This is a genomic window from Paenibacillus sp. JCM 10914 (genome assembly GCF_001315105.1).
In the GTDB taxonomy this organism is placed as follows: Bacteria; Bacillota; Bacilli; order Paenibacillales; family Paenibacillaceae; genus Paenibacillus_AQ.
Map to the genome: position 1 here is coordinate 251,731 of NZ_BAZR01000005.1, position 19,004 is coordinate 270,734.

Sequence of the window (19,004 nt, forward strand, 5' to 3'; positions counted from 1 at the left end):
GAGGATTTATGTAAATCCTCTTATGATTGAGCTGCCGTCTCCAACTTGGACAGGGACATTTCGATCTTGCGGGTAATCTCCTTCTGCCATTTCACGTCACCGAGCTGAATCGCAAGGTTTAACATGTCAAGATAGTCATCGATCTGTAGAGAACAGCGGCGGGAAGTCATATTCATAGGGCAATCGGCTCTCCTTTATATTTTAAACTCTTCAAGCGAGATGTATGCCTGGTGGATAAGCGCTGGATGCGCCCGGACATTCTCAACGTATTCTCACTTGTCCGGTAATGATAATCATTATCATGTGCTTGATTCCCATTATATAGACTTCCCGCACGGGATGCAAGTTACTTCATGCATTTTAACGCAAATGTCTGTTCATGGATCAGCTCATAAAGAATCGCTGTCTATACTTGCGAGGTGAAATTCCTTCCTGCTTGGTGAAGCACGATGTGAAGTAAGCCGCGTGATTGAATCCGACCTCTTCGGCCACCCGACTAACGCTTAAATCCGTCTGCAATAGTAGCATTTTGGATTGCTCAATCCGATACCGCTGTAAATATTCGACGGGAGAGCAGCCGAATTCCTTCTGCATGCAACGCGCAATGTAGACCGGATGAAAATTGACGCGGTACCCGAGATCTTGAACCTTGAACTCCTCACGGTAGTTCTTGCGAATATCGGCTGCTGCTTTTGCTGCACAAGCGGAGGAAGGAGAAGTTACAGGTGTATCCATGGCAGCCGCTAGATGCTCAATCAGTTCCTGGAACAGCACCTGCTGCCGCCACAGGAACTTGGCCTGATGTCCATATTGAACGAGGGACGACAAGGTTGCGAGCAATTCGATCGTTTGATCCAGTTGTGGCAGGGTGCCAAAGAGCGGGAGCTTGATTGTAAAATAGTTCGGTTCCATCGCTTTAAGTTCCAGATGTCCTTCTCTGTTTCGTGATGGCGAGGCTTCGTCAGCACTCCAGTTGGCCGAAGTTTGAAAGTGCAGCCAATAGTAATCGGTCTCCACCTTGCATTCCTCGGTGGCAAAGTGATGTGTATTCGGGCGGAGAATGAGGAACATGCCAGGTTCAATCTCGTATGCCTTGCCATCCTCAGTGACACTGAGCCGACCCTTGATTACCACAAGGAGATCGAAGATGCCGATGTTCTTTCGATTGGGGTGACCACTGTGAATCGGTGCGTGGGTAAGCCCGCTGCTAATGTATTCCGGCAGGGGAGGAACGGTGAAATTCAGGATCGTCATAAGTAAGCCCTTTCTTCTATCGTGAGGTTTAGATATTGATCATTTGCGTTCCGAAAATGATATTATAACTCCAGTATACCATCTATAATTTGAGAAGGTTGAAGACGGTTTTCCTCAAGCAACGTCTGCGGCCTTGACATCATGGGTGGAGGTTGGAATGTTGGATAATGTCACGAAGAAATTTACGCTATGGGTGCTGGCGTGGCCCATATTTATTGAGCTGTTCCTGCAATTTCTGCTGGGGGCAGTGGATACATTAATGGTCAGCCGAATATCCGATGATGCGGTGGCCGTTGTCGGGTTCTCGAATCAGCTGTTTCAGGCGATGACCACGCTCTTTATGACGGTTGCGAGCGGGGCCGGCATCCTGATTGCTCAGAAGATCGGCTCGAGCAAATCCAAGGATGCACGGACGATTGCGATCATGGCGGTTAGCATAACGACCTTGATCGGTTTGGTATGCAGTATCATTCTGTATGTATGGCCAGAACAGATCGCGGCAGCCCTGAAGTTGCCTGCACATCTGCTTCCGATGGCAGGGACCTATATATCGATCGTGGGTGGCGGTATGGTGCTGATTGCGATGATGGCCACGATGAGCACCGTGATCCGCAACACTGGTAATACCCGCGCCCCTATGTATGTAGCTATCGGGATGAACGTCATTCACGTCATTATGAACTACGGATTCATTTTCGGAGAGTTGGGATTTCCGCAATGGGGATTGATGGGTGTAGCGATTTCCACGGTTGTCAGCCGTCTGCTTGCCGTTCTGTTGCTGCTGTATATGTTCCTGCGTTCGTTTGAATACAAGATCCGATGGAGAGAGTTTAAGGTGTTTGACCGGCCGTTGTTCGGAGAAGTGCTGAGAATCGGCTGGCCGCTCGGCATAAATATGTCCTGCTGGGTGTTCTCGCAACTGATTATTTATACCTTCATCGCTACATTGGGTGCGGCCGAATTGGCCGCTCGAACCTACATGAATACGCTGGAATCCTTCTGCTTCCTGCTCGGCACCTCGATCGCGATGGCAGCGCAGATTCAGATCGCCCATCTATTCGGTGCCGGACGCACGAAAGAAGCTTACCGCAGCGCCTATCGGGCACTCGGTTACGGTACGATCTACGTTGTGGTCAACGCGTTTATTCTGTTTGTGTTCGGGAAGCATTTGCTCGGTCTATTCACGCAGGATCAGACGATTATCGCTATCGGCGCTTCGCTGCTGGGCATGAACCTGATTCTACAGCCTGGCAAAATGCTCAATATGGCGCTCGGGAACTCGCTGAATGCGGTAGGCGATACGAAATTCACCATGTACATCTCGCTCGGCTCGATGTGGCTGGTCGCTACGGTATGCTCCTATGTGTTTGGCATTCATATGGGCTGGGGCTTAATCGGCATCTATTCCTGCATGATTGCCGATGAATATCTGCGCGGGGCACTCTCATACTTCCGCTGGCGCGGGCAGAAGCATCTGCGTAAAGCGCAGCAGCCGGATCCCGCCGCCGAGATGGCCACAGCGCCAATGGAAGGTGTACCTGCGCAAGCGTAGTCAGGGTTATAATAGAAGAAGAAGGATACTTCGGCCGCCTGGCATGGGAGTATCCTTTTTTTGTCATAATAAAAAAATATCGAGAACCGAAAACTTTTCGCAACCTTGCGCGGGTATTTATAGTGATTGGCCAAGTGAAAGGGGGGAAACACGGTTGGTACACGATCTTGTACAACGATTGAAGACAGCATACAGTGACGAAACATTCGAAGAGCTTTACCGCTTATATGCCGATCGGGCGATCCGTACGGCGACGGCCGTAACGGGGAGCGCAGCCAGCGCAGCCGATGTGGTCCAGGAGACTTTCATCCGGGTATACCGCAATTTAGGGTCTTATGATGTAAGCAAGCCGTTCGACCCTTGGTTCAACCGGATTCTCTATAACGAGTGCAACCGGTATTTGAAAAAGCATTCCAGGGTGGTGCCTTCGGAGATTTCGGAGGAGCGGGATTTGCCATCGGAGACGGACGTCTATGATTTTGATCGGCATGGCGAAATTTACGAGATGGTGCAGCAGCTGGATGATCAGCACCGCATCCCCATCATCCTGAAATACTTGAATGATTTTGCCGAGAAGGATATCGCAGACATCATGGAGCTAAATGTGAATACGGTGAAATCGCGATTGTTCAAGGCGCGAAAGAAGCTGAAGGAATGGATGTTGCAGAGAAGAGGAGGGAATCGACATGGGACGTGATGAGCGTGATCCATTGGATCAAGAGCTGAAGGATAGTTTGAAGAAGGGCACGGACGAAAGCATGGATTATCAAGATGAGATTTGGGCAGCCATTAAGGAACGTATTCATAATGAGCCTGCACCGCATACAACGGGGGTAGAAGATATGCAAACATCAAGAAGCAGTCGGAATAGACGGCGTCAACCGAGAAGAAGAGTGGGAACGTGGGTGGTAGGAACCGCAGCAGCGGCCATTATCGTTTTAGGGTTTAGCTTTCAGACTGCCCCCGTGCAGGCGATGATCGATCAGGTGAAGGAATGGTTTGCGCCTCAGAAGACGGTGGAGCAGGAACTGGAGGGCATGCCGGAGACGAGCGAGGATTCCTTGCAGGAAGGTGCCGATTACGTTATTTATATTGACGAGAGTCGCTTCCAGATGGTGAAGGGTGAGGGTGTAGACCGGATTGAATTAAAGGAGAAGCCAGAAGGTGATCTTTATCCGGAAGTGTTCATGGAAATCTCCCAAGTTAGCGTTGACCCGGCCACAGCCGCCAAGCAGGTTGAGGGCGAACTGAAGGATTACACGGTGACGCAAATGGAGCAGGTGCAGGAACCGATCCAAGGCTGGAGCGTGCACGCACTGGGTGGAACCGGCGGCAAGGAATGGGACGATCCGGTGCTGCAGTATTATGTCATGGATAACGGTCAAGGCGGAAGCTTTGTGGTGAAGCAGCAATATTTCCTGGAAGCTTCCGAAGGGTTCGGTGCCCGGTTCCATAACATGATGAAAGAGTTCCACATTACGACAGACATGAACTAAATGATGATAGAGAGATTCGTCAGAGGGAGATGTGAGTGAAGATGAAGAGGCGACAAGGTATCGCATTAACCGTTGTGTTGACGGCCATGATTATTGGGGGATGCAGCAATCCGGAAGCGGCGCCCTCTGAATTGGAGGGAGGGAGCAATTCGATTCAAGGTTTGCAGTTATCACATGCGCAATCAGCTGAGGAGCGAGGAACGGAAATGCAGCGCAATGAAGGTACAGATGAAGAGAAGCAGGCTGACAGCAGCGAGCCGAACACAACGGCTCAAGAGCAGGATGATGTTGCAGCTTCGCTGAAAGGCATGTCCATATTGGGCAAGACGATGGCACAGGTGCAAGACCAGTTGGGTACGGCAGATGCATTCTCCAGAGCCGCTTCCTTCACGACATGGCAGTATGACTACGTGAGCGGGAATTACGAGTATAACGAACAGGTAGTCTCTGTCGATGTTACGGGTCTTTACAATGGACAGATGGCGGCCCAACTGATGGTGACATTCAATGAGAGCCAGACGGTTGATTCCTATACGGTTTATTATGCCGATGAGGATGGAGAGATCATCGAGTATCGCTTGTCGGCAGATGGTGTGACGGAAGGTTCAGCGAAGGACTAGGCCGATCGGGGTGGCATTGATTATTGCTGAACTGCTGCATGCTAATAATCCTATATAGTAAGTAATGAGTAAGTAATGAGTAAGTAAGGCAGGCGCTCTGATCGGGGTGTCTGCTTTTTTCTTGTTTTATACATAACTTGATATGTTAAATAATATAACATAATATTGCGTTCGATATGAATAAGACATTGCTTATTTTTTTGGGTTTAATATTTTTAAAGAGCTAAAAAAGTTCGAAAATAGTATAAAACTTATCTTTTTCTCTAGTTGTAAACGCTTAATCTATGTTCTTTATCATTTGTCATATAACTTAACAATAAATAGAATGAATGTATCGGATACATATTTATTGGTCATATAACCTAACATCAAGGGAGAGTGCTATGATGAAGAAACTGCAATCAAAACGTCCACTAGCTGTTTGGAGCACGGCGGCACTAACGGCATTAGCCATTTCATTATCCCCTCTGGGTACTTATGCTGCGCAAGCTGCTACGGTGACCGAGGTGAAGGGGACGGTGAGTACGCCAGCACCTGTTCAGGCGCCCGCTGCACCCGGAAGAAACACAACGATTCCCCCGCTGTCGACAGCAGCCAAGATTTCGGCGAAACCGAATGTGCTTGTTGTGGCTACAGGTGGAACGATGGCGGGTCAATCGACGGATGAGACGAGCTTTCAGTCTTATCGTGCCGGTACGCTGAAGATTGAGGACATGGTGTCCGAGCTTCCGAACACGGACAAGATTGCAGACATTAGCACGCTTCAATTTGGCAACTCTGGATCGAGTGCTTACACGATGGCCGATCTGTATGATCTCTCCCTGACGGTAGATGAGGCGCTAAAGGTCTATGACAGCGTAGTCGTAACGACCGGAACGGATACGATGGAAGAGATTGCGTACTTCCTCGACCTGACGGTGCAAAGCGATAAGCCGGTGGTCATTACCGGATCCATGAGACCTTGGACCGTGATCGGTTCCGATGCTCAGGCGAATCTGTACAATGCTATCAAGCTGGCTGGCAGCGGACGCACCTCATCGTTTGGGACGGTGCTGATGCTGAATGACACCATTCATCTGGCACGCGGCGTGTCGAAGACAAACGATTATCGTATGGATACGTTTGAGACGCCGATGCTGGGAGCCGTAGGTTATATCGACGATCAGAACATTCGTGTATATCGCGCGCCACTGCGTGCCATGAAGCCCGAAGGTGAAGGTAAACCGGTATTCGATCTGAGCACCATCTCCAAGGAGGATCTGGCCAAGGTTGAAATCGCCGTCTCCTATCAGGAAGCAGGTCCAGGTGCGATCAAGGGCTTTGTGTCCGCGGGAGCTAAAGGTATTGTTACTTCCGGTACGGGTGCAGGCGGGATCTCCCGAGCGATGAGTGCTGAGCGCAAGGAAGCGATTGAGAAGGGCATCGTCTTCGTAACCACGACCCGTACCGGCTCCGGCAGCGTGTACAGCGGTGGTGAAGGCATTATTGCCGGCGATAACCTGAGCCCGCAGCAAGCACGTATTCTGCTGCTGTTGTCACTGTCCTTTACGAAGGATTTTGACACTATCAAAGGATGGTTCGATACTTACGGAACCCCGCAAGTGTGATTGCTCGTGTTTACTGAAGTTTGCGGTCTGTACTCCTACTGAACGAATGAAGTTCCTTCCTCCAATTTGCCGCCAGGGATTCCCTGGTGGTCTTTTTTTGTGGGAACGATAGAAATAGGTGTCGGGCTGGTTGGCGGACTCCAGGTACGTTATTCGGAGGAGAAACGGGGAAATCGGGAGTTCGGCGGACCCTTGATCCCTTATGTGTGAACATAATGGGGTTTTAAGCGGGGGGTTGATGAAATAACGGATCCTCTGTCCGTCCAGCGCCGGAATATGGCCTCAAGCGGGACAATAGCGGATCTGGTGTCCGAATAGCGGAAATAGACAGCGGAGAACATTTGTTAATTCCGAATTTCACCCTTGACTCTGACCTAAGGTCAGAGTTTATGGTGTTGATATAGGAGGTGAATGGAGTTGCTGACGGTGAAGCAAGTTGCGAATTTGACGGGGATCACGATCAAGACGCTGCATCATTATCATAAGATCGGCTTGCTAGAGCCGAGTGAGGTGACGGAAGCGGGATATCGCTTGTACGGCAAGAAGGAATTGGAGAAGCTGCAGCATATTTTGTTCTACCGGGAATTGGATTTCTCCTTGGAGGATATTCAGCGATTGCTGGCTAAGCGAAAAGAACGCTGCCAGGTGTTGATGGAACAAAAGTTACTGATGGAGCAAAAGCGGGAACGCATCGATTCTGTATTAGGCACGATTACCGAAACGATTAATTTTGAGGAGCGTGGTCAAGCAATGGATGAGCGACAAATGTTTGAAGGCTTGAACAAGGAACAGTGGCGGGAGCAGTTGCAGGAACAGAATGAATATTTACAGGATCAGTACCAATATGAAATCCCGACGGATGATCTGAACCCCGCGGATATGGAAGCGTCGGCCAAGGAATCGCAGGAGTTCATGAGCAAATTGGCGTACGCCTTACAATCCGGATGGAGCGTTGATGATGAGCGGGTCAAGCAGCTCCTGTCGCATCATATTGGCTATATTAATGACAATATCATGGCGCTGGATGCGAAAGGGTTTGTGGAATCCGCCTGGTTTTTCGTTACGGATGATTTCCATAAAAACATGCTGGAGCAGCAGCAAACCGGCTTGAGTTATTATCTATACGCTTCCGCTGTCAACTACGCTCAGTAGAATAGGCGGGGGTGGATTGGAAGACCTTGGGGCAATGGCACCCAGGGTCTTCTTGCTTTCTGTTAATCGATTGGAATTGTTCAATGAGCGCGATATCGAGTTCAAACGGCTTTCTGTATTGCTTTCTATGTCAGCTATTTGTATACTTTAATATAGTAAACGATTACTATAAGCGAGGGATCCTATGAAGAAACCGACCACGATACACGATATAGCGAAGATGGCCAACGTTTCTTCGGCGACCGTATCACGCGTGCTCAGCAACAGCAGCTATCCCGTCAGCAAGGAGCTGAAGGAGCGGATTCAGCGCATTGCGAAGGAGTCCAATTATATTCCGAACATGCTGGGCAAACAGCTCAAGAAGAACAGCAGCAACACCATTGGTGTCATTATCCCTTCGATCGTGAATCCGTTCTATTCTTCCGTTATTTTCGGCATTGAGGAAGTAGCAAGGCAGAACAGCTTCACGGTGATTGTGTGCAACTCGCTCCAAGATCCGGCGCTGGAGGACGAATACTTGCGGACGATCATGGAGAAGCAGGTCAAGGGCTTGATCATTTCCTCGATTTCCAAGGACAAGAGCCAGCTCACCCAATTGATGCAGCTCGGGCTGAACGTGATTGCGATTGACCAGAAGATCGAAGAAGATAACATTAATCAGATCGAATTCGATTATCATAAAGCCGGTTATATGGCCACGAAGCATCTTCAGGAGAAAGGACATGAGCATATCGGGTACGTCACATCGAAGATGGATCGCCCGAGCCGTCGCAGCATCCACCAAGGTTATATGTCAGCTATGAAGGACGCAAGCCTGAAGCCGCTGGTCGTCGAATCGCACACCGAAGAGGTGTATAACGCAATCACGGAATTCGATACAGGCAAACAGCTCACCCGTAAGCTGCTACAGCAGTCGCCGCGGCCAACGGCGATTTTTGCATGCAATGACATGATGGCCTTCGGCGTTATTAACGAATTGTCGGAGCAGCATATCGCGGTACCGCAGGAGATATCGGTGATGGGCTTCGATGGCATCGACGTTGGGCAGATGATTCATCCGCCGCTCACGACGATCAAGCAGCCGGATTACGAGATGGGGAAGATGGCCTGCAAAATGCTGCTTGACATGATGAACGGCGAGGATGGTCCAATGTTTGACGTCATGCTGCAGCCGAAGTTGTTGGAGCGCCAATCGATCCGGGATATCCGGAGTGCGATAGAATAAAATGGTTTCGATAAGTAGCCTGAGCGTATGCTGAGGCTATTTTTGTTGGCTCAAAAAGATATCGATTACTAAATAATTAGCTGTAATTAGTACGAATTCATAGATGGAAAACAATGCATGTTTAACCTTAATACTCCTTAACAAAGGCTCAACCACGGTGATTTTGACGAAAAATCCAGATGGAATCATAGAAAAGTACTATTCAAGGATGCGCTTCCATGCTATACTCTGTACAGAAATCGATTACTATAGATCATTACTGAGGAATGGAATGAGAGTTGGAGCAGAAAACACGCAGACCTATTTTGAAGAGAAAAAGGGAGGGTTTTCAATGTCAAAAAGATTCAGTGTCATCTCACTTATGCTAGCGCTTGTCATGATCTTCACCGCATGCTCCACATCAGGCGGCTCCTCTTCCGGTGAAGGAACACCGGATTCGGGCAGCAAAGACAAAGTAACGCTGAAGATTGGGCTTCCTGGAAGCTATGAAGTAACAAGTAAAGAGATTATTGATGGTTTCATTGCAGATCATCCGCACATCAACGTCGAAATTCAGGAAGCGCCTTGGGGGGACTTCACATCCAAGATCGCCACACAGATTGCCGGCAACACGATGCCCGACGTCTGGTTCCAGGAGAATGCCACAATACTTAGCTACGGCCAGCGTGGTGTAGCAGAAGATTTAACTTCGTATATGGAAGCAGATCTGAATGCTGACGATTATATCGACGGCTTGTACTCGGCGCAAACGCCGGAAGGCAAGATCTGGGGTGTGCCGCACGGAATTAACCCGGTTGCACTGGCCTACAACGAAGATGTGTTTGAGAAAGCAGGCGTGCCATTGCCAACGGACGATTGGACGTATAACGATCTGATTGAAGCCTCCAAGCAATTAACGGTGAAGGAAGGCAATCAGACGAGCCAATTCGGATTTATTGGCTCCTTCTCCATCACAAACGGTTGGTTCCCGTGGATCAAACAGTCGGGTGGTTCCGCACTGGACGAGACGTTAACCCAATCGAAATTCGATGATCCGAAGACGGCCGAGGGCTTGCAGCAGTTATACGACGGGCTGGAACAAGGGTATTTTGCGGATATCGACTATTTGAAGGCCAACGGCGGCGAACTCGAAGTGTTTGCCAGTGGCAAGGCAGCGATGTACTTCTTGCAATATAGCCTGCAGGTGAACATGAATGACAGCTTCCCTGATACGAATTGGAACGTAGTCAAAATTCCAAAAGGCGTCGACGGCAAACGCTACGTCCCGATGGTAGCCAACACTTGGCTCGTCTCCTCCAGAGCGAAGCAGGAATCCAAGGACGCTGCTTGGGAGTTCCTGAAATACTATCTTAGCGATGAAGTGCAGGACATCATTGTGAATACAGGCTCGACACTGCCGGTGAAGAAGTCGGCGCTGGATCAGCTCAAGGACAGCACCACCAAACCGCTGAACAAAGCCGCTTTCACCGACGGTATTGACGAGGGAGGCGTTACCTTGGATGAGAATGCAAGCTGGAGCGAATGGCGCATTCTCGTGCAACAGGTCGTAAACGAAATCATGGTGGGCAATGTCACCGTGAACGATGGCGTGAAGGAGATTCATACGAAGGTCCAGGAGGTCCTGGACGCCAGTTAACAGCTTTCCCGGGATGAAAGGGCTTACGCATAGTTACGGATAGGCGTATGCTCCTTCCCCGCTCTCGAAAGGTAGGTGTGTCATGCAAAAACAAGGATACTGGGGCTATATCTTCACCTTGCCGTTTGTCATTAACGTCGTGGTATTCCTCTTATTTCCGATTGCGTTCTCCACGTACATCTCGTTTACCGAGTGGGATTTATTTAACTCGCCGAGATGGGTGGGCTTGGAGAACTGGATTCGGGTACTGAACAAGCGCGAGTTCTGGGTCTCGATCCGTAACGTATTTATGTTTGCACTCATCTTCGTGCCGATCCAGACCTTAATGGCGTTCCTGATCGCGTTCATGCTGAACCAGGCGATCCGGGCGAAAGGGATGTTCCGACTGTTCTACTTCCTGCCTGTCGTGACGCCGTGGATCGCGGGCGGCGTGGTATGGGTGTGGATGTTCAACTATCAATACGGCGTGATCAACTGGGCGCTGGAGACGATCGGCATGACGCCCGTGAAATGGATCGACAGCAGCAACTGGTTGATGGTAATCGCAAGTATCGCGATCGTGCAGGTATGGAAGGGCGTAGGCCAATCCATGATCATGATTCTGGCCGGCATGCAGAACGTGCCGAAGGAAGTGCTGGAGGCGTCGCAGATCGATGGCGCGAACGGCTGGAAGCAACTGACGAAGATTGTGTTTCCAATGGTGACGCCGATGGTGTATCTGGTCATGATTCTGTCCACGATCTCCGCATTTCAGGCGTTTGATGTGTTCCTGGGTTTGTTCGGTTCGATTACGACCGGGATTCCGGAACGCAATATGGTACCGAACCTGCTGGTGTACCGCGATGCCTTCCTGCTCTTTAAGATGGGACCTGCATCGGCGACGGCGTGGCTGTTGTTCGTTATCATTCTAGCCTTTACGCTGTTCCAGAAGTACTTTGAGAAGAAGTGGGTGCATTATGACTAAAACCACGCATCCTTTCCTAAAAGGAATCATGTACCTGCTGCTCGTTGTAGGCGCTATCTTGATGGTGTTTCCGTTTATCTGGATGCTGTCCACGTCCCTAAAAACAGTGGGAGCCATCTCGCAAATGCCGCCGCAACTCATACCGAATCCGATGAACTGGGATAATTACGTCACCATCTGGAACAAGATCGACTTCGGTCGCTATACGCTGAACAGTTTCTTCATCGTTTCAATTGAGATGGTAGTCCCTGATCTCAAGCTCGTTCGTGGCCTTCGGACTAGCCATGTTTACGTTCAGGCTGCGCGGCCTCATCTATATGATAATGCTGGCGACGCTCATGATCCCATCCCAAGTGACGATGATCCCGACCTACTTCATCTGGAAAGAGTTCGGCGCATTGAATTCGTATTACCCTTTGATTGTGCCGAGCTTTCTGGGCGGTGCATTCGGTATTTTTCTGATGCATCAGTTCATCAAGTCATTGCCAAAAGAGTTGTACGAATCCGCCACGATCGATGGCTGCAGCCCGCCGGGGATCTTCTTCCGCATTTATCTGCCGCTCTGCAGACCGGCACTTGCTGCGCTTGGCGTATTCACGTTCATGGGGGCATGGAACAATACGCTTGGACCTTTGATTTATCTGCAAGATAAGGAATTATATACGCTGCCGCTCGGCTTGCTCTACCTGAAGTCGGAGAACGTGAACCAGGCTTTGCTGATGGCCGGGGCCGTCATCACCACGCTGCCGGTCGTTATCGTGTACCTGATTGCGCAGAAGCAGTTCGTTCAGGGCATCGCTTCGACAGGGATGAAAGGCTGAAGGAGGAACTTACGACATGAAGAAATATGTGCTGGTTGGTGCCGGATCACGGGCGCTCTATATGTTCGCCAAGCCGATGGCTACAGACTGGAAAGGAATCATATCATTTGAAGGCGTGTACGACAGCAATCCGCTGCGTGCCGGATACTTGAGCGAGGAATGCGGGGGCATCCCCGTATATGATCATTTTCATGAAATGCTGTCAGCGGTACAGCCGGACGTCGTCATTGTGGCGAGCACGGATTATACGCATCATACCTACATCGTGGAAGCACTGCGGGCTGGATGTGACGTGATCAGCGAGAAGCCGATGACGATCGACGAGGAGAAATGCCGTGACATTCTGCGAGCAGAGCAGGAGAGTGGCAAAAAAGTTACCGTTACGTTTAATCTCCGCTTTGCACCTTACTTTGCCAGAGTAAAGGAACTGTTGATGGAGGGCGTCATCGGAGAGGTATACCAGATCGATCTGGAGTGGTTCCTGGATCGCCGGCATGGTGCCGATTATTTCCGTAGATGGCATGCGGAGATGAAGAACAGCGGTGGGCTGTTGGTGCACAAGTCCACGCATCATTTTGACATTATCAACTGGTGGATGAACAGCAAGCCGGTGGAAGTGCATGCTTTCGGGACGAGAAGGGTATACGGGGACGACCGCCAGGATCATGGCATCCGGTGCCTGACCTGCCACAGGCAGGATGACTGTGAGTTCTATATGGACATCGAGCAGGATCCGTTCATTCAGAAGTATTATCAGCAAGCTGAGGGCGAGGATGGTTATTTCCGTGATCGCTGTCTGTTCGACCGTCGCATTGACATCTATGACACGATGTCGGTTAATGTCCGGTACGAGAGCGAGGCAACACTCACATACTCCCTGGTCGCTTATAGCCCGTATGAGGGCTGGCGAGCAGCGATTAATGGCAGCAAAGGCCGAATCGAAGTATCGAATACCTATAGCAATGCGGATATGAAGCAAGGAGAGGCGAGCCAGATTCGTATCTACAGAACGGACGGTACTTCGGAAATCGTCGAAGTGAACACATCCGCCGAAGGTCATGGCGGCGGAGATGCCAAGCTGCGCCAGGCGTTGTTCGAGGGCGGAGTTGCCGATCCGCTCGGCCAGCAGGCTGACAGTCATGTGGGAGCGGAGTCTCTGCTGATCGGCGCGACGGCCAACCGCTCCATCGCCGAAGGCAGGGCGCTGAGGTTGCCGGATGTATCGCCAGGGGTCGGTGTGCAAAGAGAGAGTGCGTCACGATGAACAGCGTGCGGGAACTCGAATCGTATGTATGCACGTTACATGATACGCGCGATCAATTGAAGTCCCACGTGTTCGCTCGATCAGACGCTGCATTTGCGGAAGGGGATCAGGCCAGGGATCGGCTGCTTAGCCCAGAGGTTGTACGCAGGCGCCAGTCGGAGATTCAGCAAGCGTTCATTAGGTCCATTGGAGGGCTGCCGGATGCTGGCAGTTCGTTGAATGCATCCACTACGGGTGTGGTCAGAGCGCGCGGTTACGTGGTGGAGAAGGTGGTGTTCGAGTCCAGCCCGGACCATTACGTTACCGCTAATCTGTATCTACCGGACCAGCGCGAGGAGAGCTCAGCTGCCGTGCTGTTTCTAAGCGGGCATGAGCTCGCGGCCAAGCATGATCCGTACTATCAACGCGTCATCTTACATTTCGTGCAGGCGGGTTTGATTGTGCTGGCAGTCGATCCGCTCGGCCAAGGGGAACGGCTTGGCTTCTATGATCCCGCGGGTGCAGACGGGCCGAGCATGTGGGGGACCCAAGAGCATCAACAGTATGGGATTCAATGCCATCTGCTCGGCGATAGCGTTGCTCGTTATTTCGTACATGACGCGATGCGCGCCGTGGACTACTTGTGTGAACGTCCGGAGGTGGACCCGGCCAGGATTGGGGTAACGGGGAATTCCGGCGGCGGCACCCAGACGGCTATGATGATGATCTGCGACGAACGTATGGCGGCAGCGGCTCCGGCTACTTTCATTATGAACCGTCAGACGTTTATGCACGCCGGAGGGGTGCAGGATGCCGAGCAGGTATGGCCGGGCTTATCTGGACTCGGTTACGACCATGAGGATTGGCTGCTCGCTTTTGCCCCGAAACCGCTCATGGTGTTGGCGACGGAGTACGACTTCTTCCCGATTGAGGTACGAGGCGAACCGTCGACCGTTGCAAGCGATTCTGGGAGATGTTAGGCCGGAGTGAGGATATATGGCTTGTGACCGATGCCTCGACGCACCGATATACGGACCGGCTGGCTGAGGCGGCGGCTTCGTTCTTTGTGTCGCAGCTTAAGGTGAAGGTAACAGTGGGGGATGTGAAGTTGGCATCCATTGAGTCGCAGCGCTTATGGTGCTCTCCCTCCGGTCAAGTGCTGCGCGACCAGAAGGGGGCAAGATCGGTACTTGATCTGATAACGGACCGCTGTGATCAATGGGCGACGGCTAGAGCCCGGATTCCTATCGAATCAAGACGTGCGCGGATGAGGCAATGGATGCATGAGAAGGTGTATGCAGCTCGCAAGCCTTGTGCATTGAATCCGCGCGTGATCCAGCACGGTGATGTGGGGGGGCTTCAGGTCGATTACCGTCTGTGGTGGTCACAGCAAGGAGTCATGAATAGCGGCTATGTGTTTCGTCCCATTGCCGGTGACGATGACGCTAGACTTCCGCTCACCGTTGCGGTGTGGCGGGACGGGACTCGGCGATTGCAGGAACACTGGTCCTGGATTCGGAATACATGCGAATCGGGTCGGGCGGTCATGGTGCTGAATGTTTCCGGAGTCGGCCCGCATGAGCCGCATCCGATATATGGCAAGCCGCCTCATGCTTATTTTGGGGTGATGCATAAGCTGGCTGATGATCTGATCTGGCTTGGGGACAGCTTGGCTGCTATGCGAACTTTTGATGTATTGCGGTGCCTGGAGGTCATCAAGTGGTTTGATGAATGGCAACACGAGGACCTCCGGTTTTATACGGCAGGCCGGGAAGGACTGTATGTACAATTCGCATCGACAATCGATGATAGCGTCCGCGATCTTACAGCGGTGCAGGGCGTGGATCGCTTGGCAGATTGGGCCACCGCGAAGCAGTTCGAGGAAGAAGGGGCCATGAGCGTCCTGCTGCCGGGTATTCTGCAAGTGCTGGATCTTCCGGAACTGCAGGAACTGAGGACAGCCAATCTCAGGCAATGAGAGGGAAAGGAAGTGTCAATCACGTGAGTAAACCACTAACGGTCACGCTGGTCGGAGCAGGCCTGCGGGGCATGATATACAGCGGATATGCGCTGGAGCGGCCGGATGAGATGCAGATCGTTGCGGTTGCCGATCCCGATGAGGTACGGCGCAGCCGCTCCCAGGCGAAGTTTGGGATTGCCGACGATCGATGCTTTGCAAGTTGGGATGAATTATTCGCACAGCCCCGTCAATCCGATGCGGTCTTTATCTGTACGCGGGATCGCGATCATTACGAGCCGGCCATGAAGGCACTCGCCGCCGGGTACCATGTATTGCTGGAGAAGCCGATGTCGCCGGAGTGGCAGGAATGCATCGAGATGGGCAAGCAAGCCGAGAAGTATAATCGCACCTTAACGATCTGTCATGTGCTGCGGTATGCTCCTTTCTTTCAAGAGCTGAAGCGGCTGCTGGATGAAGGGCGGATCGGTCGGCTTATGTCCATCCAGCATAATGAGAACGTTGGCTACTGGCATCAGGCGCACTCCTACGTACGCGGATACTTCAATAGCAGCGAGTCTTCCAGTCCGATGATTCTGGCGAAGTCCTGCCATGATCTTGATATCATGCAGTGGCTGGCCGGAGGCAAATGCTTGAGCGTCGCATCGTATGGACATCTCTCGCACTTCCGTCCGGAGTCAGCGCCGCCAGGAGCGCCGAAGCGTTGTCTTGACGGCTGTCCCGTCTCCGATGAATGTCCGTACTATGCGCCGAATACGTATTTAATTGAGAATGCAGGCTGGAAAGGGGAAGCCGCGAGCAACGATCCGAGCTATGAAGCCCGTTATCAAGCGATGCTGGAAGGGCCATTTGGCCGGTGCGTTTACCATTGTGATAACGACGTGGTCGATCATCAGGTGGTCAGCATGGAATTTGAGCACGAGATTACCGCGGTGTTCACGATGAGCGCATTTACTGAGCAATGCAACCGTACGCTCAAACTGATGGGCACGGAGGGCGAAATTCGTGCAACGATGGAGAGCAACGAGATTGAAATCCGCCGCTTCGGCAGCGGGAAACAGGAAGTGATCAAGCTCGTCGATCCCAAAGGGCATGTGGGCCATGGCGGCGGCGATATGCGGTTGATTCGGGATTTTGTACAGTCGGTGAAGTCCGGCGGCACCCATGAAAGTTCAAGCTCCGCGAAAGCTTCCATCGAGAGCCATCTTATGGCCTTTGCGGCCGAACGCTCGCGCTTGGAGAAGCGGATGGTTACGCTTGATGAATTCTATAATAGCAGCGTCTTGGTGTAAAGATTCATACAACAAGGAGGAATTTCCATTATGCAGTTGAACATATTTGAATATGCAGATCAGGCAGGTTTAGAAGCGGCCCGCACGTGCGAGGCCATTCTCCGTGACACGATTGCAGAGCGGGGACGTGCACGTATCGTTCTGTCTACCGGTGCATCGCAGTTTGAGTTTCTGTCGCATTTTGTGAAGATGAATATAGAATGGGATAAGGTTGAGATGTTCCATTTGGACGAATATATCGCGCTGCCCGAGTCGCACCCTGCCAGCTTCCGCAAATATTTGAAGGAGCGTTTCTTGAAATATGCGCCGGTTTCGCAGGCATGGTTGATTGATGGCGAAGGAGATGCAGGCGAGATGGTCGAACGCTTGAATGAAGAGATTGTGAAATCTCCAGTGGATCTGGCTTTGATCGGCATTGGAGAGAATGCGCATATTGCCTTTAACGATCCACCGGCTGATTTTGACAATGAGTCGCCTTATACGATTGTAGACCTAAGTGATACATGCAAGAGTCAGCAGGTGCGGGAAGGCTGGTTTGACAGCAATGCGGATGTGCCAAAACAGGCCATTACCATGACGGTTCAGCAGATACTGAAAAGCAGACATATCGTCTCGGTGGTGCCGCATCAGGCGAAAGCCGCGGCCATTCTGAACACGATTCAAGGTGGCGTGGACCACAATGTGCCGGCTACGATTTTGAAGACGCACCCAAGCTGGATGCTGTATCTGGACAAAGAATCGGCAGCGCCGATTTATCAATGGGCTTAATGATTTATGCCATAAATCAAGAGCCGGGAACGACGAATCAAGGATAGGGGGATGCTTATGCTATGGCGCGGCAGGCTTAGCGATACGGGAGAGTCCGTTGAAGTAAGGACAAAGGATGGGCGGATTACGGCAATTACGCATATTCCATTGGATGATGCACCTTGTGTGTCGTCATCAGATCTGCCCTGGATCAGCAGTGGCTGGATCGACTTGCAGGTGAACGGCTTCGGCGGTTACGACCTGAACGGAACGGTAACCTCGCAGGGAGATATTGAGGGTGTAACCAAGGCACTGCATAAACGGGGTGTGGCCCTGTATCTGCCAACGGTCATTACAGGCAGTTATGACCGAATGCGCCAGGCGTTCAGCGCACTATCCCAATATAGTCAGTCTGGTCTTTATGGAAGCGCCTCGCTGGCGGGAATTCATATGGAGGGGCCTTATCTCTCCGGCGAAGACGGCAGCCGTGGCGCACATCCGCGCGAGTATATTCGCAATCCGGACTGGGCGGAGTTCCAGCAGCTTCAGGACGCGGCGGGCGGACTGATCAAGATGGTGACGCTTGCGCCCGAACGCGAGGGAAGCATCCCCTTTATCCGTCAATTGGTGAAGGCAGGTGTTGTTGTTGCCATCGGACATACGATGGCGACGGCAGAGCAGCTTGATCAAGCGGCGGATGCCGGGGCGACCGTCTCCACGCATCTGGGCAATGGTTCACAGCCGGTCCTGCCAAGGCATCCGAACTATATCTGGCAGCAGCTCGCAGAGGATCGGCTCTGGGCGACCTTCATCCCGGACGGCCATCATCTGGCACCGCCTGTGCTGAAGGCAATGCTGCGTGCCAAGCGCGACAAGGCCGTGCTGGTTAGCGATGCCGTCATGTTTGCGGGGATGGCCGCAGGCAGATACAGTAGCCTCATTGGCGGCGAGGTGGAACTAACCGCCGCGGGACGCCTGCATACGGTGGAGAACCCGGCCATTCTGGCGGGCTCCGCCTCCTCGCTCGATATTGGCATCGCGAATGCGGTTCGTTACACGGACATGTCGCTGGCTGAAGCGGTATCCGCCGTTACGAGCCGTCCAGCAGAAGTGCTGGACACGCCGCAGTGGGGTGAGCTTAAGATTGGTCACCCGGCGAACCTAACCTTGTTCGCTTACGATGAATCAACGTCAGATCTCGTTGTGCAAGAAACGGTTGTCGCAGGTGAGAGTGTGTACCGGAGCAAGTAGCCGATCGGGAGCATCAGCGCCACCACAAGTCCCTCACAGGGACTTGTACGGGCCCGAACGGCCCCGCGGTAACGCCACAAGTCCCTCGCAGGGACTTGCATGGCCCGAGCGGCCCGCGGTAACGCCACAAGTCCCTCACAGGGACTTGCATGGGCCTGAGCGGCCC

The 19,004-nt window shown here is 51.9% G+C and carries 18 protein-coding genes; 16 read left to right on the forward strand and 2 right to left on the reverse strand.

Annotated features, from left to right (window positions below):
• Nucleotides 1-20: 20 nt before the first annotated feature.
• A complete protein-coding gene (locus JCM10914_RS29235; protein WP_023960079.1) occupies nucleotides 21-176 on the reverse strand; it encodes a hypothetical protein in 156 nt (51 codons plus the stop codon).
• Between the two features lie 208 nt (nucleotides 177-384).
• Nucleotides 385-1,254: an AraC family transcriptional regulator gene (locus tag JCM10914_RS09600; RefSeq protein ID WP_023960081.1), complete on the reverse strand. Its 870-nt coding sequence runs from the start codon at nucleotides 1,252-1,254 to the stop codon at nucleotides 385-387.
• Nucleotides 1,255-1,411: 157 nt separating this feature from the next.
• Here JCM10914_RS09600 and JCM10914_RS09605 point away from each other — a divergent pair, with 157 nt between their 5' ends.
• From JCM10914_RS09605 to JCM10914_RS09675, 16 genes are all read left to right on the forward strand, one after another.
• Complete coding sequence (locus tag JCM10914_RS09605) at nucleotides 1,412-2,806, forward strand: MATE family efflux transporter (protein WP_023960083.1); 1,395 nt, start codon at nucleotides 1,412-1,414, stop codon at nucleotides 2,804-2,806.
• Between the two features lie 154 nt (nucleotides 2,807-2,960).
• On the forward strand, nucleotides 2,961-3,503 hold the full coding sequence (locus tag JCM10914_RS09610; RefSeq protein ID WP_023960086.1) for an RNA polymerase sigma factor: 543 nt from the start codon (nucleotides 2,961-2,963) through the stop codon (nucleotides 3,501-3,503).
• Nucleotides 3,493-4,302 (forward strand): hypothetical protein, encoded by an 810-nt coding sequence (locus JCM10914_RS09615; protein WP_023960088.1) that lies wholly within the window; start codon nucleotides 3,493-3,495, stop codon nucleotides 4,300-4,302. The genes JCM10914_RS09610 and JCM10914_RS09615 overlap by 11 nt, the downstream gene beginning before the upstream one ends.
• A gap of 41 nt (nucleotides 4,303-4,343) precedes the next feature.
• On the forward strand, nucleotides 4,344-4,922 hold the full coding sequence (locus JCM10914_RS09620) for a hypothetical protein (protein WP_036717530.1): 579 nt from the start codon (nucleotides 4,344-4,346) through the stop codon (nucleotides 4,920-4,922).
• A 386-nt stretch (nucleotides 4,923-5,308) separates the two neighbouring features.
• Nucleotides 5,309-6,529 (forward strand): asparaginase, encoded by a 1,221-nt coding sequence (locus JCM10914_RS09625; protein WP_036717533.1) that lies wholly within the window; start codon nucleotides 5,309-5,311, stop codon nucleotides 6,527-6,529.
• Nucleotides 6,530-6,955: 426 nt separating this feature from the next.
• Entirely contained in the window at nucleotides 6,956-7,681 is a 726-nt protein-coding gene (locus tag JCM10914_RS09630) for a MerR family transcriptional regulator (protein WP_231638598.1), read from the forward strand.
• 184 nt (nucleotides 7,682-7,865) lie between these two features.
• A complete protein-coding gene (locus JCM10914_RS09635) occupies nucleotides 7,866-8,906 on the forward strand; it encodes a LacI family DNA-binding transcriptional regulator (protein ID WP_023960096.1) in 1,041 nt (346 codons plus the stop codon).
• A 331-nt stretch (nucleotides 8,907-9,237) separates the two neighbouring features.
• The gene (locus tag JCM10914_RS09640; protein WP_023960098.1) at nucleotides 9,238-10,542 is read left to right on the forward strand and encodes a sugar ABC transporter substrate-binding protein; all 1,305 of its coding nucleotides are present in this window, start codon (nucleotides 9,238-9,240) and stop codon (nucleotides 10,540-10,542) included.
• Nucleotides 10,543-10,624: 82 nt separating this feature from the next.
• Nucleotides 10,625-11,506, forward strand: a complete 882-nt coding sequence (locus JCM10914_RS09645; RefSeq protein ID WP_023960100.1) for a carbohydrate ABC transporter permease — start codon at nucleotides 10,625-10,627, stop codon at nucleotides 11,504-11,506.
• Between the two features lie 266 nt (nucleotides 11,507-11,772).
• A complete protein-coding gene (locus tag JCM10914_RS09650) occupies nucleotides 11,773-12,327 on the forward strand; it encodes a carbohydrate ABC transporter permease (protein ID WP_231638594.1) in 555 nt (184 codons plus the stop codon).
• Between the two features lie 16 nt (nucleotides 12,328-12,343).
• The gene (locus JCM10914_RS09655; RefSeq protein ID WP_023960104.1) at nucleotides 12,344-13,591 is read left to right on the forward strand and encodes a Gfo/Idh/MocA family protein; all 1,248 of its coding nucleotides are present in this window, start codon (nucleotides 12,344-12,346) and stop codon (nucleotides 13,589-13,591) included.
• The gene (locus JCM10914_RS30015; protein WP_023960106.1) at nucleotides 13,588-14,550 is read left to right on the forward strand and encodes a S9 family peptidase; all 963 of its coding nucleotides are present in this window, start codon (nucleotides 13,588-13,590) and stop codon (nucleotides 14,548-14,550) included. The genes JCM10914_RS09655 and JCM10914_RS30015 overlap by 4 nt, the downstream gene beginning before the upstream one ends.
• A 23-nt stretch (nucleotides 14,551-14,573) precedes the next feature.
• Complete coding sequence (locus JCM10914_RS30020) at nucleotides 14,574-15,548, forward strand: hypothetical protein (RefSeq protein ID WP_023960108.1); 975 nt, start codon at nucleotides 14,574-14,576, stop codon at nucleotides 15,546-15,548.
• Between the two features lie 23 nt (nucleotides 15,549-15,571).
• On the forward strand, nucleotides 15,572-16,840 hold the full coding sequence (locus tag JCM10914_RS09665) for a Gfo/Idh/MocA family protein (protein ID WP_023960110.1): 1,269 nt from the start codon (nucleotides 15,572-15,574) through the stop codon (nucleotides 16,838-16,840).
• 30 nt (nucleotides 16,841-16,870) lie between these two features.
• Nucleotides 16,871-17,608: a glucosamine-6-phosphate deaminase gene (locus tag JCM10914_RS09670; RefSeq protein ID WP_023960112.1), complete on the forward strand. Its 738-nt coding sequence runs from the start codon at nucleotides 16,871-16,873 to the stop codon at nucleotides 17,606-17,608.
• Between the two features lie 57 nt (nucleotides 17,609-17,665).
• Nucleotides 17,666-18,838, forward strand: coding sequence for an N-acetylglucosamine-6-phosphate deacetylase (locus tag JCM10914_RS09675; RefSeq protein ID WP_023960114.1), 1,173 nt, complete (start codon nucleotides 17,666-17,668; stop codon nucleotides 18,836-18,838).
• Nucleotides 18,839-19,004: the final 166 nt, after the last annotated feature.

Excerpts from the sequence above, each read along its gene's own strand:
- JCM10914_RS09625 (WP_036717533.1), top strand. The coding sequence starts at position 5,309 with ATGAAGAAACTGCAATCAAAACGTCCACTAGCTGTTTGGAGCACGGCG.
- JCM10914_RS09645 (WP_023960100.1), top strand. The coding sequence starts at position 10,625 with ATGCAAAAACAAGGATACTGGGGCTATATCTTCACCTTGCCGTTTGTC.
- JCM10914_RS29235 (WP_023960079.1), bottom strand. The coding sequence starts at position 176 with ATGAATATGACTTCCCGCCGCTGTTCTCTACAGATCGATGACTATCTT.
- JCM10914_RS09640 (WP_023960098.1), top strand. The coding sequence starts at position 9,238 with ATGTCAAAAAGATTCAGTGTCATCTCACTTATGCTAGCGCTTGTCATG.
- JCM10914_RS30015 (WP_023960106.1), top strand. The coding sequence starts at position 13,588 with ATGAACAGCGTGCGGGAACTCGAATCGTATGTATGCACGTTACATGAT.
- JCM10914_RS09615 (WP_023960088.1), top strand. The coding sequence starts at position 3,493 with ATGGGACGTGATGAGCGTGATCCATTGGATCAAGAGCTGAAGGATAGT.
- JCM10914_RS09655 (WP_023960104.1), top strand. The coding sequence starts at position 12,344 with ATGAAGAAATATGTGCTGGTTGGTGCCGGATCACGGGCGCTCTATATG.
- JCM10914_RS09600 (WP_023960081.1), bottom strand. The coding sequence starts at position 1,254 with ATGACGATCCTGAATTTCACCGTTCCTCCCCTGCCGGAATACATTAGC.
- JCM10914_RS09675 (WP_023960114.1), top strand. The coding sequence starts at position 17,666 with ATGCTATGGCGCGGCAGGCTTAGCGATACGGGAGAGTCCGTTGAAGTA.
- JCM10914_RS09620 (WP_036717530.1), top strand. The coding sequence starts at position 4,344 with ATGAAGAGGCGACAAGGTATCGCATTAACCGTTGTGTTGACGGCCATG.
- JCM10914_RS09670 (WP_023960112.1), top strand. The coding sequence starts at position 16,871 with ATGCAGTTGAACATATTTGAATATGCAGATCAGGCAGGTTTAGAAGCG.
- JCM10914_RS09605 (WP_023960083.1), top strand. The coding sequence starts at position 1,412 with ATGTTGGATAATGTCACGAAGAAATTTACGCTATGGGTGCTGGCGTGG.
- JCM10914_RS09635 (WP_023960096.1), top strand. The coding sequence starts at position 7,866 with ATGAAGAAACCGACCACGATACACGATATAGCGAAGATGGCCAACGTT.